14 protein-coding genes are annotated in these 13,778 nt (G+C 65.8%); 2 read left to right on the top strand and 12 right to left on the bottom strand.

All coding sequences use genetic code 11. The features are described 5' to 3' along the window. Positions 1-3: 3 nt before the first annotated feature. A complete protein-coding gene (locus VSR34_RS03835) occupies positions 4-1,818 on the bottom strand; it encodes a tetratricopeptide repeat protein (protein WP_342961901.1) in 1,815 nt (604 codons plus the stop codon). Between the two features lie 122 nt (positions 1,819-1,940). Between VSR34_RS03835 and mutM the strand changes: the two genes are divergently transcribed. Beyond that, the gene (mutM, locus tag VSR34_RS03830; protein WP_028209339.1) at positions 1,941-2,771 is read left to right on the top strand and encodes a bifunctional DNA-formamidopyrimidine glycosylase/DNA-(apurinic or apyrimidinic site) lyase; all 831 of its coding nucleotides are present in this window, start codon (positions 1,941-1,943) and stop codon (positions 2,769-2,771) included. 14 nt (positions 2,772-2,785) lie between these two features. Then, positions 2,786-3,919 (top strand): A/G-specific adenine glycosylase, encoded by a 1,134-nt coding sequence (gene mutY / locus VSR34_RS03825; RefSeq protein WP_081723310.1) that lies wholly within the window; start codon positions 2,786-2,788, stop codon positions 3,917-3,919. A gap of 50 nt (positions 3,920-3,969) precedes the next feature. Here mutY and VSR34_RS03820 read toward each other — a convergent pair whose 3' ends face one another. The 11 genes from VSR34_RS03820 to kdsD all read right to left on the bottom strand — a co-directional run bounded on the left by VSR34_RS03820 (position 3,970) and on the right by kdsD (position 13,590). After that, on the bottom strand, positions 3,970-4,605 hold the full coding sequence (locus tag VSR34_RS03820; protein ID WP_028209341.1) for an LON peptidase substrate-binding domain-containing protein: 636 nt from the start codon (positions 4,603-4,605) through the stop codon (positions 3,970-3,972). 42 nt (positions 4,606-4,647) lie between these two features. Then, positions 4,648-5,541 carry an RNase adapter RapZ gene (gene rapZ / locus VSR34_RS03815; protein WP_342961900.1) on the bottom strand — a complete coding sequence of 298 codons (894 nt, stop codon included), beginning with the start codon at positions 5,539-5,541 and terminating at the stop codon, positions 4,648-4,650. 103 nt (positions 5,542-5,644) lie between these two features. Continuing rightward, positions 5,645-6,613: an HPr(Ser) kinase/phosphatase gene (hprK, locus tag VSR34_RS03810; RefSeq protein ID WP_028209343.1), complete on the bottom strand. Its 969-nt coding sequence runs from the start codon at positions 6,611-6,613 to the stop codon at positions 5,645-5,647. 195 nt (positions 6,614-6,808) lie between these two features. Then, the gene (gene ptsN / locus VSR34_RS03805; protein WP_028201860.1) at positions 6,809-7,264 is read right to left on the bottom strand and encodes a PTS IIA-like nitrogen regulatory protein PtsN; all 456 of its coding nucleotides are present in this window, start codon (positions 7,262-7,264) and stop codon (positions 6,809-6,811) included. A gap of 341 nt (positions 7,265-7,605) precedes the next feature. Then, a complete protein-coding gene (gene raiA, locus VSR34_RS03800; RefSeq protein WP_028209344.1) occupies positions 7,606-7,962 on the bottom strand; it encodes a ribosome-associated translation inhibitor RaiA in 357 nt (118 codons plus the stop codon). A 173-nt stretch (positions 7,963-8,135) separates the two neighbouring features. Continuing rightward, positions 8,136-9,653 carry an RNA polymerase factor sigma-54 gene (locus VSR34_RS03795; RefSeq protein WP_028230024.1) on the bottom strand — a complete coding sequence of 506 codons (1,518 nt, stop codon included), beginning with the start codon at positions 9,651-9,653 and terminating at the stop codon, positions 8,136-8,138. Between the two features lie 285 nt (positions 9,654-9,938). Next, positions 9,939-10,706, bottom strand: coding sequence for an LPS export ABC transporter ATP-binding protein (gene lptB, locus VSR34_RS03790; RefSeq protein WP_154671141.1), 768 nt, complete (start codon positions 10,704-10,706; stop codon positions 9,939-9,941). A 20-nt stretch (positions 10,707-10,726) separates the two neighbouring features. Next, positions 10,727-11,422: a lipopolysaccharide transport periplasmic protein LptA gene (lptA, locus tag VSR34_RS03785; protein ID WP_028230025.1), complete on the bottom strand. Its 696-nt coding sequence runs from the start codon at positions 11,420-11,422 to the stop codon at positions 10,727-10,729. 31 nt (positions 11,423-11,453) lie between these two features. Next, positions 11,454-12,053: an LPS export ABC transporter periplasmic protein LptC gene (gene lptC / locus VSR34_RS03780; protein ID WP_028209348.1), complete on the bottom strand. Its 600-nt coding sequence runs from the start codon at positions 12,051-12,053 to the stop codon at positions 11,454-11,456. Further along, positions 12,050-12,604: an HAD family hydrolase gene (locus VSR34_RS03775; RefSeq protein WP_028230026.1), complete on the bottom strand. Its 555-nt coding sequence runs from the start codon at positions 12,602-12,604 to the stop codon at positions 12,050-12,052. Before VSR34_RS03775 ends, lptC begins: the two co-directional genes overlap by 4 nt. After that, complete coding sequence (gene kdsD / locus VSR34_RS03770) at positions 12,604-13,590, bottom strand: arabinose 5-phosphate isomerase KdsD (protein ID WP_028209350.1); 987 nt, start codon at positions 13,588-13,590, stop codon at positions 12,604-12,606. Before kdsD ends, VSR34_RS03775 begins: the two co-directional genes overlap by 1 nt. Between the last annotated feature and the right edge of the window lie 188 nt (positions 13,591-13,778).

Below are 13,778 nucleotides of genomic sequence, written 5' to 3'. Positions count from 1 at the left end.
CCATCAGAGATCGTTGACCTGCAAGCGCTTGAGCGTCTTCAGGAGCGTGTCGTTATCGGGTTCGAGCTTGCGGGCCTCGCGCCAGGCCGCGCGTGCGCCATCCTGGTCGCCATTCTTCCAGAGCACTTCGCCCAGGTGCGCGCCAATTTCGGCGTTCGGCTGGAGGCTGTACGCCTTGCGCAGCAGCTTGATTGCGTTCGCGTTGTCGCCGAGGCGGAATTTCACCCAGCCAACGCTGTCCATGATGAACGCGTCGTCGGGCGCGAGCGCCGAGGCCTTCTCGACGAGCTTGTCGGCTTCCTGGAGGCGCTGGTTGCGGTCCGCGAGCGAGTAGCCGAGCGCGTTGTAAGCCTGGGGATTGTCGGGCTGCGTCTTGATCAGCTTGCGCAGCTGCGCTTCCATGACGTCGTAATGGCCGGTCTTTTCGGCGGCCATCGCGTAGTCATAGGTGAGATCGGGATCTTCCGGGAAGTCGCCGGTCGCCTTCGCGAGGCGCGCTTCGGCCTCCGGGTAGCGCTTCGCGTCGAACAGGATCGCGGCATCGGTGCGTGCGATCAGCGCCTGGTCGCGCGGGTCGTCGGCCTGGATGCTCGCGAGCTGGCGGCGCGCGGCGTCGGTCTTGCCTTCCTTGTCGAGAATCTGGGCGCGCGTGATCTGGGCCGGCACGTATTGCTGGCTATTGGGCTGAATCTTGTCGAGCCACTTTTGCGCGCCGGCGTCATCCTTCTGCTCGACCGAGAGTTGCGCAAGGTAGATATAGGCCTGGCCCGGGTCCGCAGCCGGATTCTTCTCGGCGATCTGCGCGTATTGCGCCAGGTACTTCTGGGCGGCGTCGAACTTCTTCTGCTGCACGCTGATGAGCGCGAGCGCCATGAGCGGCATCAGGTCGGTCGCGTTCTCCTTGTGCAGGATCTCGAACTGCTTTTGCGCGTCGTCGAGGCGGTCGGCGGCGAGGTAGGTCTGTGCGAGCGCAAGCCGGCCTTCACGCGACTTCGGGTTCTGCTGGACGTACCTTTCGATCGATGCGATGCCTTCGGCACGCTCCTCCGGCCCCATCTGGGCCAGCATCAGCGCGGCAGGAAGGTAGTCGGCCTTGAGCGCGAGCGCCTGCTCGAACGACTTTCGCGCGCCCGGCACGTCGTCGGCGAGCAGTTGCTGGCGGCCGATCGCGAGCTGCGCCTCGGGACGATTCATGTCGTTCTTGAGCAGCGTCTTGAGCACATTCAGGCCGCCCACGCGATTGGGGCCGCGCGAAAGCAGAAGCTGCAGCGAGAGGATCGCCTGGCCCCGGCTGTCGGCCGGCACGCGCGCCAGTTCGCGCGCGAGCAGCGGCTGGGCGTCGTCGGGCTTGCCGGCGAGCACCAGCAGCGAGGCGTCGAGTTGCGCGGCGCGTTCCGAATCGGGGGCGTACTGCTGCCAGAGTTGCACGGCCGTCAGTGCGTCAGAAGGGCTTTGCGCCGCGAGCGCGATCTCGGTGGCGCGCTGCGCCATACGCGGGTCGTGCGTATCGCGCGCAAGCGCGAGATACGTCTGGAAGGCGGGCGCGGGCTGGTCGCGCTGCAGCGCGATTTCCGCGGCGAGCACCTGGAAGACGATCTGGCTCGACAGCGGCACGCCCGGCAGATCCTTCTTCTCGTCGGGCGACGCGGGGCCGAAGGCGTCCGGCATCGTGACGGACGTATCCTGCGCGTACGCGCTCGACGTGGTCAGTGCCCAAGCCGCGACAACCGCGGCGCCGACGAGGCGGCGCGCGATGGCGGAGGGCACGCGGGGCGTTGCGGGACGCTTCGCGAACAGCTTAACGAAAGACAGTTCCATGGAATTCCGTCGAATGTTTCGGTCGATTGTAACGCGCTGGCTACAATACGCGCACAACGCGCACACGCGTTTGGGCAAGTTGTAGACCAGCCCGGATCCGCATCCCAATCAGGCCGCGAGATATGCCAGAGTTGCCAGAAGTCGAAGTTACCCGAAGGGGGATCGAGCCGTGGGTCGCGGGCCGCCGGGTCGAGCGCGTGGAGGTGCGCAACCCCGCTTTGCGCTGGCCGGTGCCGGCCACGCTTGCGCGCACGCTACGCGGTCACACGATCCGTTCCGTGGGGCGGCGCGGCAAGTATCTGCTGTTCGAAGTCGACGACGGCTGGTTCATCGTGCACCTCGGCATGACCGGGACGCTGCGCGTGCTGCGCAATCTGCCCAAGCCGCCCGCTGCGGAAAAGCACGATCATGTCGACTGGTACTTTGACGACTTCACGCTACGCTTTCGCGATCCGCGCCGTTTCGGCGCCGTGCTGTGGCATCCGCGCGAAGCCGGCGACGTGCTGGGCCATCCGCTGCTGGCGACGCTCGGCATCGAGCCATTCGCGCCTGCGTTCGACGGCGCGCTGCTCTATCGCGAGACGCGCGGTCGCAAGGTCGCCGTCAAACAGGCGCTGCTCGCGGGCGACATCGTCGTGGGCGTGGGCAATATCTACGCCTCGGAAAGTCTCTTTCGCGCGGGAATCCGGCCGACGACCCCTGCGGGGCGCGTCTCGCTCGCGCGTTACGAACTCCTCGCGGACGCCGTGCGCGCCGTGCTTGCCTCGGCCATCGAGAAGGGCGGTAGCACGCTGCGCGATTTCGTCGGCAGCAATGGCGAAAGCGGCTATTTCCAGCTCGAATACTTCGTTTATGACCGTGCGGGCCAACCCTGCCGCGTGTGCGGCACGCCGATCAGGCAGATCGTGCAGGGCCAGCGCTCCACTTATTTCTGTCCGCGCTGCCAGCGCTGACCGCAAGCTTCTCCATGTACCGAACTTCCAATGCGTCCGCGGCGCTTCCTGAAAACGCGTATCCCCAACAACTGCTCACGGGCTTCGCGCCACGTCTGATCGCCTGGCAGCGCGAGCATGGCCGTCACGACCTGCCATGGCAGAACACGCGCGACCCATACCGCATCTGGCTCTCGGAAATCATGTTGCAGCAGACCCAGGTCTCGACCGTGATTCCGTACTACGCGCGCTTTCTCGAGCGCTTCCCCACGGTGGAGGCGCTCGCCGCCGCGCCCGACGACGACGTGATGGCCCTTTGGGCCGGCCTCGGTTACTACTCGCGCGCGCGCAACCTGCATCGCTGCGCGCAGGTCGTGGCGCAAACGCACGGCGGCAAGTTTCCATCGACGGTCGAGGCGCTGGCGGAGCTTCCCGGCATCGGCCGCTCGACCGCGGCGGCGATCGCGTCGTTCGCATTCGGTGCGCGCGCCACGATCCTCGACGGCAACGTGAAGCGCGTGCTCGCGCGCGTGTTCGGCGTGGAAGGCTTTCCGGGCGAGAAGCGCGTGGAGAACGCGATGTGGACGCTGGCCGAATCGCTGGTGCCGGGTTCCACGGCAAGCGACGCCGACGTGAGCGCGTACACGCAAGGCTTGATGGATCTGGGCGCGACGCTCTGTGGGCGGGGCAAGCCCGACTGCGCGCGCTGTCCGTTTGCGGATGACTGTGTGGCGAAGACGACGGGGCGCCAGCGCGAGCTGCCCGCCGCGCGCCCGAAGAAGACCGTGCCCACGCGGCGCACCTGGATGCTCGTGCTGCTCGACGGCGACGCGGTCATGCTGGAGAAGCGCCCGCCATCGGGCATCTGGGGCGGATTGTGGAGCTTGCCCGAAGCCGCCGACGAAGCGGCGCTCGCCGAGCGCGCGCAGGCGTTGGGCGCGAGCCGCGAGCGCGCGGCGGCGGCTTCGCCGCTCGCGCCGCTCGCGCACACGTTCACGCATTTCAAGCTCGACATCGAACCGCGAGTCGTTGAACTGCAGGGCGAAGCGGCGTTGCTCGAAGCGAACGAAACGCAAACCGCATGGGTGCCGCTGGGCGAGATCGACGCGTATGGCGTGCCCGCGCCTGTGCGCAAATTGCTCGACGGGTTGCGTGGACCGCTGATCTGAGTCGGCGCTGAGTCGGCGCGAGGCCGGCCCAGATCGGCTTCAGCCCGTCTTCAAAGCAACTGATGCTGCTGCATGTAGTGATGCACGATGTCGATGCGCGCGCCCGCGTCGTTCAGCTCCATGAGCTTCTGGCGCGCGCGCAGTGGAATTGGCAGCACTTCGGCGAGACGGTTCGACACCCACGTGGGATCGTCGAAGCGGAACGGCTCCGCGAACGGCAGGCTCGCCGGGTCGCGCTCGCGTATCGTCGCGATGATCCGCTCGAGCACTTCCGAGCACGCGCCGAACTTCGCGAGCTGTTCGCCGCCTTCGAGCGGTATGTCTTCGGGGAGCAACTCGGCCATGCCCACGAGCAGGCCGTCGGCCTGCACGCGGTGCGAGAGCAGGTGAAAGCGCTGGGTGCCGTGCGCCTGGATGTGCAGCATGCCGACGGTTTCGACATCACATTGCTCGATGACGGCGAGGCAGCCAACGGTCTCAGGCACGGCAGGCTCGTCGGGTTGCGCGACCTCGGCGCCGCTCTTGAGCAGGCACACGCCGAACGGCGTGTGCTCGCGCAGGCACTCGCTCGCCATGTCCAGGTATCTCGCTTCGAAGATCTTGAGCGGCAGCAGGCCGCCGGGGAAGAGCACCGTATGCAGCGGAAACAGCGGCAAATCGGCAAGCACGGCAGGAGACGAGGACATAGCGCAACGCTTTCGGTTAAGGGCCGCGCGATGCGCAGCCGGTTAGGCGATCAGCCGTGACGACTCTCCGACATCGAGAGGCGCGTCGCGGTGACGCACGATAACGTTCGCCCCGCCGGCAAAGCGCGTGGCGAGCGTCTGGGCGATGTACACCGAGCGATGCTGGCCGCCGGTGCATCCAATCGCGACGGTCAGATAGCTGCGGTTGTCGGCGCGAAAATGCGGCAGCCACTTCGCAACGAACGCGTACACATCGTCGATCATTTCGTGAACGGCCGGCTGCGCGCTGAGAAAGTCGATCACGGGCCGATCGAGTCCGGTGAGGGGGCGCAAGCGGGCGTCGTAATGCGGGTTCGGCAGCGTGCGCACGTCGAATACGAGGTCCGCGTCGAGCGGCACGCCGCGCTTGAAGCCGAACGATTCGAACGTGAGCATGAGCGAGCCGCGCTCGCCCTCGACGAAGATCTTCACCCACTGGCGCAGCGCGTTCGCGCTGAGATTGCTCGTATCGACCTGATGGCCGAATTCGGCGAGGTTCGAGACGAGTTCGCGCTCGTGCTCGATCGCTTCTTCCAGCGACTTGAGCATGCCCACATTGGCGTCGTGGGCGACGGAGCCCGACAGCGGATGGCGGCGGCGCGTTTCCGAAAAGCGCTGAATGAGCGATTGCGTGCTCGCGTTGAGGAACAGCACGCGCACGTCGTGGCGCAGCGCGAGGTCGCGGATCATCTCCGGCATATCGTCGAACGAGGCGCTCGAGCGCGCGTCGATGGCAACCGCCAGGCGCTCGTAACCGTCGTCGCTCAAATATTGCGCGAGCTGAGGCAGAAAGCGCGGCGGCAGATTGTCGACGCAGAAGTAACCGACGTCTTCGAGCGCGTTGAGCGCCACTGACTTGCCGGAGCCCGAAATGCCGGTGATCAGGATGATACGCATGGGAAAGTCGATGAACCCGATTGGGTCATCATAGCATCCGATACGCGCGCCCGTATTGGCGCTCCGGGCCGCGCGGCGTGTGTTGACCGGCCGCGCGGTAGCGTCAGATCAGCTTGCCGGGAAACTGGCTGTCGGGATCCTGCATGGCGAGACGCTGACGGTCCATGAAGTCGCGCAGCGTGTCGATGCCGCGCAATTGCAGAATCGTGTTGCGCACGGCGGCCTCGACCAGCACGGCGAGGTTGCGGCCCGCGGCCACCTGGATCGTGACCTTGCTGATGGGCAGTCCCAGCACGTCGACCGTCTGGCTCTCCAGCGGCAGGCGCTGGAACTCGCCGTCCGGGCGGCGCACCAGTTGCACGATGAGCTTGAGCTTCATCTTCCGGCGCACGGCCGTTTCACCGAAGATCGTCTTGATATCGAGAAGACCGAGGCCCCGCACTTCGAGCAGATTCTGCAAGAGCGGCGGGCAGCGGCCTTCGACGAAATCGGGGCCGAGGCGCACGAAGTCCACGGCGTCGTCGGCCACGAGGCCGTGTCCACGGCTGATCAACTCCAGACCCAGTTCGCTTTTACCGAGGCCCGAGTCGCCGGTGAGCAGCACGCCCATGCCGAGGATGTCGAGGAACACGCCGTGCAGCGTCGCGCGCGGCGCGAGAATGCGCGACATGTAGAGGCGCAGGCTGTCGATGACGGTGGCCGCCGACATCGGCGTGGTGAAGAGCGGCGTCGAGGAGCGCGTACAGCGCAGCACCAGTTCGGGCGGCGCGGTCATGCCGTCGGCGACCACGAGGAAGGGCGGTTCGAGCGCGATCAACTCGGCCATGTGGCGCGAGCGGTCTTCGTCGGTCTGGCGCTGGTAGTAGTGGACCTCGGCGTCGCCGAGCACCTGGATGCGGTTCGGGTGGATGAGGTTGAGGTGGCCGACGAGGTCGGCGCTCGCCGTGGCCGTGGCCACCGTTTCCGTGGAGAAGCCGCGTTCCCAGCCTTCGTGCCCCGTCAGCCAGCTGAGCTTCAGCGTGGTGGCGTTGTCGTCGAAGATGCTTTGGGCGTTGATGCTGGAAGTGTCCATGAGTCGGTGACTCCGCGAGAGGGCTCGCTTAACGGCTGACTGAACTGCTGATTCAGGCTGCGGGCGGAACAAACCATGCGACCTGGATGATTAACGGCACTCGGGGCCTTGCGCTTCACCCATGCAACGCGTGTCGAGCGCGCCCGTCGGCCGCGCGAACCGCGTTTCGCGCGCCCGCGAGACGCCGCGCTTAGATCAAGGTTGCCACTGGGTGAGCAGGCGATGCAATGTTTCGCGGTCCTCTTCCGTATGGAGGCGTTCACGCGTTTCGCGGTCCGACAACAGTTGTGCGATCTCGGACAGGATTTCAAGATGCTGCTGCGTGGCCTGTTCGGGCACGAGCAGGAAGATGAGTAGCGAGACGGGCTGGCCGTCCGGCGCTTCGAAGGCGATAGGCTCGGCGAGGCGCACGAAGGCGGCCTGCGGCTGCTTGAGGCCCTTGATGCGGCCATGCGGAATGGCGACGCCTTCGCCGAGGCCCGTGGAGCCTAGACGCTCGCGCGCGAAAAGATTGTCGGTAACCGTGCTGCGGGCGATGCCGTTCTGGTTTTCGAAGATCAGGCCAGCCTGTTCGAAGACGCGTTTCTTGCTGGTAACGGACAGACCGACGACGACGTTCTCGATGGGAAGTATTTTGGCTAAACGATTCATGTTGGCAGGCGAAAACGTGGCCTGAATGCTCCTCACCCCAGCAACTGCCCGCCTTCGCGGAAGCATTGGATCCGGCTACGAAGCCCGATGCCGGGACCATGGGGACTTGTTCGTGCGTAAGACCCCGAAAACGACTGGACCATTATAGAACAAGCGTCCATGCCGATGGTGCGATGCGCCACGCATGAGCGCAACCTTTGTTCCCCGGTTGCACCGCCGGCAAAAACACAGGTTGCACACATCCACGAAAAAGCCGCCCGGTTCGGGCGGCTTCGCTTCAGCGGACGGAGGATGAACTTATCGACTCCGGCTCCGGCTCATGGCGAGAATCGCCACGAGGCTCATTGCGGCGGGACCTCGATAATGGGCGCGGGTTGATGCTTGATCGCCTCGTGCTGATGTCCCTGCACGCGGTCCTTGTGACGGACGACCTGGCGGTCCAGCTTGTCGACCACGAGATCGATGGCGGCGTACATGTCGCCGTTCGCGCTCTCCACAAAAATGTCCTTGCCTTTCAGATGAAGGTTCACTTCGACCTTCTGTCTCTTATCCTTTTCCTTATGGTTGTCGACCGAGAGGACCACATTGCCATCGATTACCTGATCGAAATGTCTTAGCACCCTGTCCAGTTTGGTGATCACGTATTCTCGCAACGCTGGCGTAACTTCGAGATGGTGTCCACTGATCTTCAGATTCATAGTGCTTCTCCAGGCTGATGGCCGCGGGACGCGTGAAGCGCGGCAATGCCGGTCGACTGTCTGCCTGTGCGAGGCTCCCCGAAAGGCCTGCGACGACGGGCTAGCTCGGCCGGCCATTTCCGCCAACGGGCGTAGCGGCCGGAAAACGCCTGCTCCGTGAAAGGCGGAACAGGCTAAAGAGACTTGCGCAGATTAACTGCCGGGATCTTCAGCGCTTCGCGATACTTCGCGACTGTGCGTCGCGCGACAACGAAGCCCTGTTCCGCCAGCAGTTCGGCGATGCGGCTGTCTGAAAGAGGAGATTTGGTGTTCTCGGCTCCTATGAGTTGCTTGATGAGAGCGCGGATGGCGGTGGACGATGCAGCGCCGCCGGTGTCCGTCGATACGTGCGATCCGAAGAAGTACTTAAATTCAAGTGTCCCGAATGGAGTCAGCATGTATTTACCGGTTGTCACACGCGAGACAGTTGATTCGTGTAGGCCCAGCGTATCAGCAATCTCCCTCAAAACCAAGGGGCGCATGGCGATTTCGCCATGTGCAAAAAAGTTCTTCTGACGCTCGACGATAGCCTGCGCGACGCGCAGGATCGTCTCGAAGCGCTGCTGGATGTTCTTGATGAGCCAGCGCGCTTCCTGCAACTGCTGGCGCAGCGAGCCGCTGCCCGGATCGCCGCGGTTGTTGCGCAGGATATTCGCGTACAAATGGTTGATGCGCAGCTTCGGCACCACCTCGGGGTTCAGCTCCGCATGCCAGTTCTGGCCGCTCTTCTTCACGATGATGTCCGGCACCACGTAATCGGCTTCGGCCTTGCCGTACGACGCACCCGGAAACGGCTCCAGCGAACGGATCAGCGTATGCGCGTCGCGCAGTTCGTCGTCGCCCGTCTTCAGCTGCTTGCGCAGCCGCGTGAAGTCGCGCGCGGCGAGCAGTTCCAGATGATGCGACACGATCTCTAGCGCGAGCGTGCGCGTGGGCGACGAATTGACGCGCAGCAGCTGGAGCTTGAGGCACTCGGAGGCCGAACGCGCGCCCACACCAGCGGGGTCGAAGCTGTGCAGGAGCGCGAGCGCCGCGTTGAGCTCGTCGCCATCGACCTCCAGCTCTGCGGGGATGTCCGCAAGGATTTCCTCGCACGTCGCGCTGAGATAGCCGTCTTCATCGAGCGATTCGATGAGGAACGTGATCAGCGCGCGATCGCGCGGACTCGCATTCGTTTCGCGCAGCTGCGCCATCAGATGATCGCGCAACGTCGTGGTCGATTCGTGGATCTGCAGCGGCGGCAGGTCGTCGTCGTCGGAGGCGTTGCCTGAGCGGCCGTAGTCGTCGAGGTTCCACTGGCTGGCGTCGCCGTTCGCGTCGCCGCCGAGGCCGTCGTATTCGTCCACGCCCCGCGGCTCGCTCTCACTGCTTTCGCTGCTGCCGTTGGACGCCGTGCTGGACGTGTTCGCGCCCTGCATCGGCTCCGCGCCCGAGGGCGCGGGCGGCTGCGCGATGACCGAGCCGTCTGCGGCTACGCGCAGCGGGCTCGCGATCCAGTCGTCCTCGTTTTCGAGCAGCGGGTTCTGCGCGATCGCCGTCGCCACCTCCTGCTGCAGTTCGAGCGTCGACAGCTGCAGCAGCCGGATGGACTGTTGCAGTTGGGGGGTGAGCGCAAGATGCTGCGAAAGGCGGAGTTGGAGGCTGGCTTTCATGGCGGTGTGCGAACCATTGTAAAGAGTTTGCCACGCGGGCGAAACCACGAGACATTCGCAAAAACGAGCGTTTGCCGCGCCGTCGGGTCCCCGGAATTTGGTGCGCAAACGAGGGACGGCGCACGTCGCGCCATGCACTCTTTAGGGGCACGGCGGGCACGGCGGAATGACGCGGGGAAAGCAGACGTGGCGCCTGCCTGACAACGGGAAAGCGGATCGCTCACGCCTCGTGAGCAGCGCCGGGCTACGGGCCGGCGGGCGGGCGCGCGGGGCGCGCCCGTGGGCTTACATGCGGAAGTGCTCGCCGAGATAGACGCGGCGCACACTTTCGTTCTCGATGATGTCGCCGGGCGCGCCGGCCGCGAGCACCGAGCCGTCGCTGATGATGTACGCGTGATCGCAGATGCCGAGCGTCTCGCGCACGTTGTGGTCCGTGATCAGCACGCCGATGTTGCGCTGCTTGAGGAACTTCACGATCTTCTGGATTTCGAGCACGGCGATCGGGTCGACGCCCGCGAACGGCTCGTCGAGCAGGATGAAGCTCGGGTCGGTTGCGAGGGCGCGTGCAATTTCCACACGGCGGCGCTCGCCACCGGAAAGCGAGAGCGCCGGGTTATCGCGCAAATGCGCGATCTGCAGCTCGTCGAGCAGCGCATCCGTGCGCTCGCTGATCACGTCTTTCGACAGACGTTTGCCGTTGCCGTCCACCTGCAACTCGAGCACTGCGCGGATGTTCTCTTCCACGGTGAGCTTGCGGAACACCGAAGCTTCCTGCGGCAAATACGAGAGGCCGAGCGCCGCGCGCTTGTGGATCGGCAGCAGGCTGATGGACTGGCCGTCGAGATCGATCTCGCCGGCATCGAGCGGCACGAGACCTACGATCATGTAGAACGAGGTGGTCTTGCCGGCGCCGTTGGGCCCGAGCAGCCCGACCACTTCGCCACTTTTCACGTCGAGCGAAACGTCCTTGACGACCGTGCGCGAGCCATAGCGCTTCTTCAGGTTGCGCACGACGAGCGAGCTCGTCTTGCCGGCGAGCTGGCGGCCATGGATTTGGGGGGCGGTGACGGTGTTCACTGTTGCGGCGCTCCCTGCAGCGTGGTGGACGGCGTGAGCGTGGCGGGGGCGCCCGCGCCCGGCTGCGCGCCGGCGGCCGGCGCTCCTGTGGTGCGCGGCGAGAGCATGGCCCGCACGCGGCCGCCGGGGTTGCCGGGGCCGGCGACGTCCTTGCCCGATCTTGCCGTATAGAAGTCGTTCTGGCCGTCGTAGGTGACGACGCTGCCGTGGACCTGGTCCATCACCGTCGAGAGGCCCTGCAGGCGGCGCACCGTGGCGCGCGTCGTGAGCGTGGTGAGGTCTTGCCTGCCGTCGTAGTCGATGCGCTCGGCGGTGCCGTCGACGTATTCGTCGAGGCCCTCGCGCTTCTGGCGGAAATAGGCGAGCTTCTCGGCCGGCGTGCCCGGCGCGACGGTGCCCGTCGCGAACTGGTAGCCCTGCGGGTCCTGCGTGACGACGACCTTGTCGGCCTTGATGAGAATCGTACCCTTGGTGGCGACCACGTGGCCGGTGAAGATGGTCTGCTGCTTCAGATCGTCATACGTCATGTTGTCCGCTTCGATATTGAGCGGCTTGTCCTTGTCGGCGCGCTCGGCGTGGGCCGCGGGCGCGAGGCCGCCGAGCAGCAGCGCGAGCGCCGACAGCGCCGCGAACAGGGCGCGGCGCGCTTCGGGCGAACGGCCGTTCAGAGGACGGGGAAGCGAATCGTTCATGCAATCATGCCTTGCGTGGACGGCCCGGCGCTCAGGACGAGCCGCCGGAGTCAGCCGGGGCGATGGCTCCGCGGACGTTGCCGAAGAGCTGGATGACCCGGGTGACGTTGTTGTAGTTCATGCCGCTGGTGGCCGTCATGACCGACTGGCCGCGACGAAGTTTAACCGGCTTTTCGGTCAGGATCACATCGTCGTTCACCAGCACTTTGAAATGCTCCGAGTCAGCCTGCATTTCCGGATCGCCGGCGCCGGCCGCCCGCAGGATGCGCGCGTTGTCGTACAGGTTCACGATCGAGGCGTCGGCATTGACCGTGCCGCGCTCGCCCGTGGCCGTCACGATCGGCTTGCCCGGCTGGAACGCGCGCACGGCCGGATTCGTGAGGTCGCTGTTCTCGTCGTCCTCGTAGTGAACCATGTGCGTGGCGGTGAGCCGGTACTGCGTCGCGCCGGACTGATCGAGCTCGGAGACCGAGAAGTTGTCGGCGAAATAGTCGGGCGTATGCGTGAGCGGACGCGGCGCCGCCTCTTTTTCGCGCGGCTGGACGGCCTGCAGCAGCCACCACGTGAAGCCGGCGAGCGCGGCCACGCACACGAGCGGCACGAGCGAGGTGAGGCGGAACTTCTGGTTCATCGCGGCATCCCGGACAGCGGCGCGCAGGCCTCGGCGAGCATGGACTCATAGCGGTTCTGCGCGCGCAGGATCAGGTCGGCGACTTCGCGCACGGCGCCGTGGCCGCCCACCTTGTCGGACACCCAGTGGGCGCGCGAAAGCACGTCGGGATGGGCGTTCGCGGGCGCGGCCGCGAAGCCGCACTGGAGCATCACGCCGAGGTCGGGCCAGTCGTCGCCCATGTAGCCGCACGCTTCGGGCGCGATGCCCGTTTGCGACAGCAGCTCGGCGAACGCCACGCGCTTGTCTTCCACGCCCTGCCACAGGTGCGTGATCTTCAGCTCCTTCGCGCGCATGGCGACGATCTCCGAGCGGCGCCCGGTGATGATGGCCGTGTCGATGCCGGCCACGCGCAGGAGCTTCGCGCCGTGGCCGTCCAGCGAGTTGAACGCCTTCATGGTGTCGCCCGCGCCGGTGAAGAGCAGGCCGCCGTCGGTGAGCACACCGTCGACGTCGAAGATCATGAGCCGCACACGCGCTGCGCGCGCGGTCGCGTCGAGGGGGAGTGCCATCAGATTACCTTCTTGGAGAACAGGTCGTGCATGTTGAGCGCGCCGATCAGCGTGCCCTCGGCATCGACGACCAGCATCTGATTGATGCGATGTCGCTCCATCAGTTCCACGGCTTCGACTGCGAGCTGGTCCGGGCCGATGGTGCGCGGGGCGCGGGTCATGACCTGCGCGATCGGCAGGTCGCGGAAATCGCCGACGCGCTCCAGCACGCGGCGCAGGTCGCCGTCGGTGAAAATGCCTTCCACGCGGTTGTCCGCGCCGACGATCGCCGTCATGCCCATACGCTTGGCCGTCAGCTGGAAGAGGGCGTCGCGCACGGTTACGTCGTCGCGCACTTTTGGAATTTCGTCGCCGGTGCGCATCACGTCACGCACGTAGGTGAGGAGGCGCCGGCCCAGCGCGCCGCCCGGGTGCGAGCGCGCGAAGTCGTCGGCGCCGAAGCCGCGCGCGTCGAGCACCGCGACCGCGAGCGCGTCGCTCAAGGCGAGCGCCGCCGTGGTGCTCGCGGTCGGCGCGAGGTTCAGCGGGCAGGCTTCCTTTTCCACGCCTGCGTCGAGATGCACGTCGGAGAGTTTGCCGAGCGTCGATTGCGGGCGATTGCCCGTCATGCCGATCAGCTTCGCGCCGATGCGCTTGACGAGCGGCAGGATCGCCACGAGCTCTTCGGATTCGCCGGAGTTCGACAGGCCGATGAACACGTCTTCGGCGGTGACCATGCCGAGGTCGCCGTGACTGGCTTCGGCCGGATGCACGAAGAACGCAGGGGTGCCGGTGGAAGCGAGCGTGGCCGCGAGCTTGCGGGCAATGTGGCCCGATTTGCCGATGCCGGAAACGACCACGCGGCCGCGGCAGCTGAGGATGAGATCGACCGCGCTGACGAAGCTGTCGTCGAGCCGGTCGCGAAGCCCGCGCACGGCGTCGGCTTCGGTGTCGAGCACGTCGCGAGCGAGCTTCAGTGCCCGATCGCCATTGATTTTCGCTATCATCCGCGGAGTATAGCAAAGGCGTCTGCGCGCCGCGCCGGCGCCCCCAGCGCGAAAACCTCGTGCGCGCGCCGCCCCGCAGTTTCTCCCGCAGCCCTTCCCATTGAGCCGCCTTTGCGTCGATCATTGAGACGGCGCGGGGCAGATTTTGCATCGCCGCTCATGCAAACCGCGGCTGACGAACGAGGACG

This window comes from Paraburkholderia sp. JHI2823 (assembly GCF_038900695.1).
GTDB lineage: Bacteria > Pseudomonadota > Gammaproteobacteria > Burkholderiales > Burkholderiaceae > Paraburkholderia > Paraburkholderia mimosarum.
Note: the sequence above shows the minus strand (reverse complement) of the source record. Positions and strands in the feature narration are given on the sequence as shown.

Excerpts from the sequence above, each read along its gene's own strand:
- VSR34_RS03835 (WP_342961901.1), bottom strand. The coding sequence starts at position 1,818 with ATGGAACTGTCTTTCGTTAAGCTGTTCGCGAAGCGTCCCGCAACGCCC.
- mutM (WP_028209339.1), top strand. The coding sequence starts at position 1,941 with ATGCCAGAGTTGCCAGAAGTCGAAGTTACCCGAAGGGGGATCGAGCCG.
- mutY (WP_081723310.1), top strand. The coding sequence starts at position 2,786 with ATGTACCGAACTTCCAATGCGTCCGCGGCGCTTCCTGAAAACGCGTAT.
- VSR34_RS03820 (WP_028209341.1), bottom strand. The coding sequence starts at position 4,605 with ATGTCCTCGTCTCCTGCCGTGCTTGCCGATTTGCCGCTGTTTCCGCTG.
- rapZ (WP_342961900.1), bottom strand. The coding sequence starts at position 5,541 with ATGCGTATCATCCTGATCACCGGCATTTCGGGCTCCGGCAAGTCAGTG.
- hprK (WP_028209343.1), bottom strand. The coding sequence starts at position 6,613 with ATGGACACTTCCAGCATCAACGCCCAAAGCATCTTCGACGACAACGCC.
- ptsN (WP_028201860.1), bottom strand. The coding sequence starts at position 7,264 with ATGAATCGTTTAGCCAAAATACTTCCCATCGAGAACGTCGTCGTCGGT.
- raiA (WP_028209344.1), bottom strand. The coding sequence starts at position 7,962 with ATGAATCTGAAGATCAGTGGACACCATCTCGAAGTTACGCCAGCGTTG.
- VSR34_RS03795 (WP_028230024.1), bottom strand. The coding sequence starts at position 9,653 with ATGAAAGCCAGCCTCCAACTCCGCCTTTCGCAGCATCTTGCGCTCACC.
- lptA (WP_028230025.1), bottom strand. The coding sequence starts at position 11,422 with ATGAACGATTCGCTTCCCCGTCCTCTGAACGGCCGTTCGCCCGAAGCG.
- lptC (WP_028209348.1), bottom strand. The coding sequence starts at position 12,053 with ATGAACCAGAAGTTCCGCCTCACCTCGCTCGTGCCGCTCGTGTGCGTG.
- VSR34_RS03775 (WP_028230026.1), bottom strand. The coding sequence starts at position 12,604 with ATGGCACTCCCCCTCGACGCGACCGCGCGCGCAGCGCGTGTGCGGCTC.
- kdsD (WP_028209350.1), bottom strand. The coding sequence starts at position 13,590 with ATGATAGCGAAAATCAATGGCGATCGGGCACTGAAGCTCGCTCGCGAC.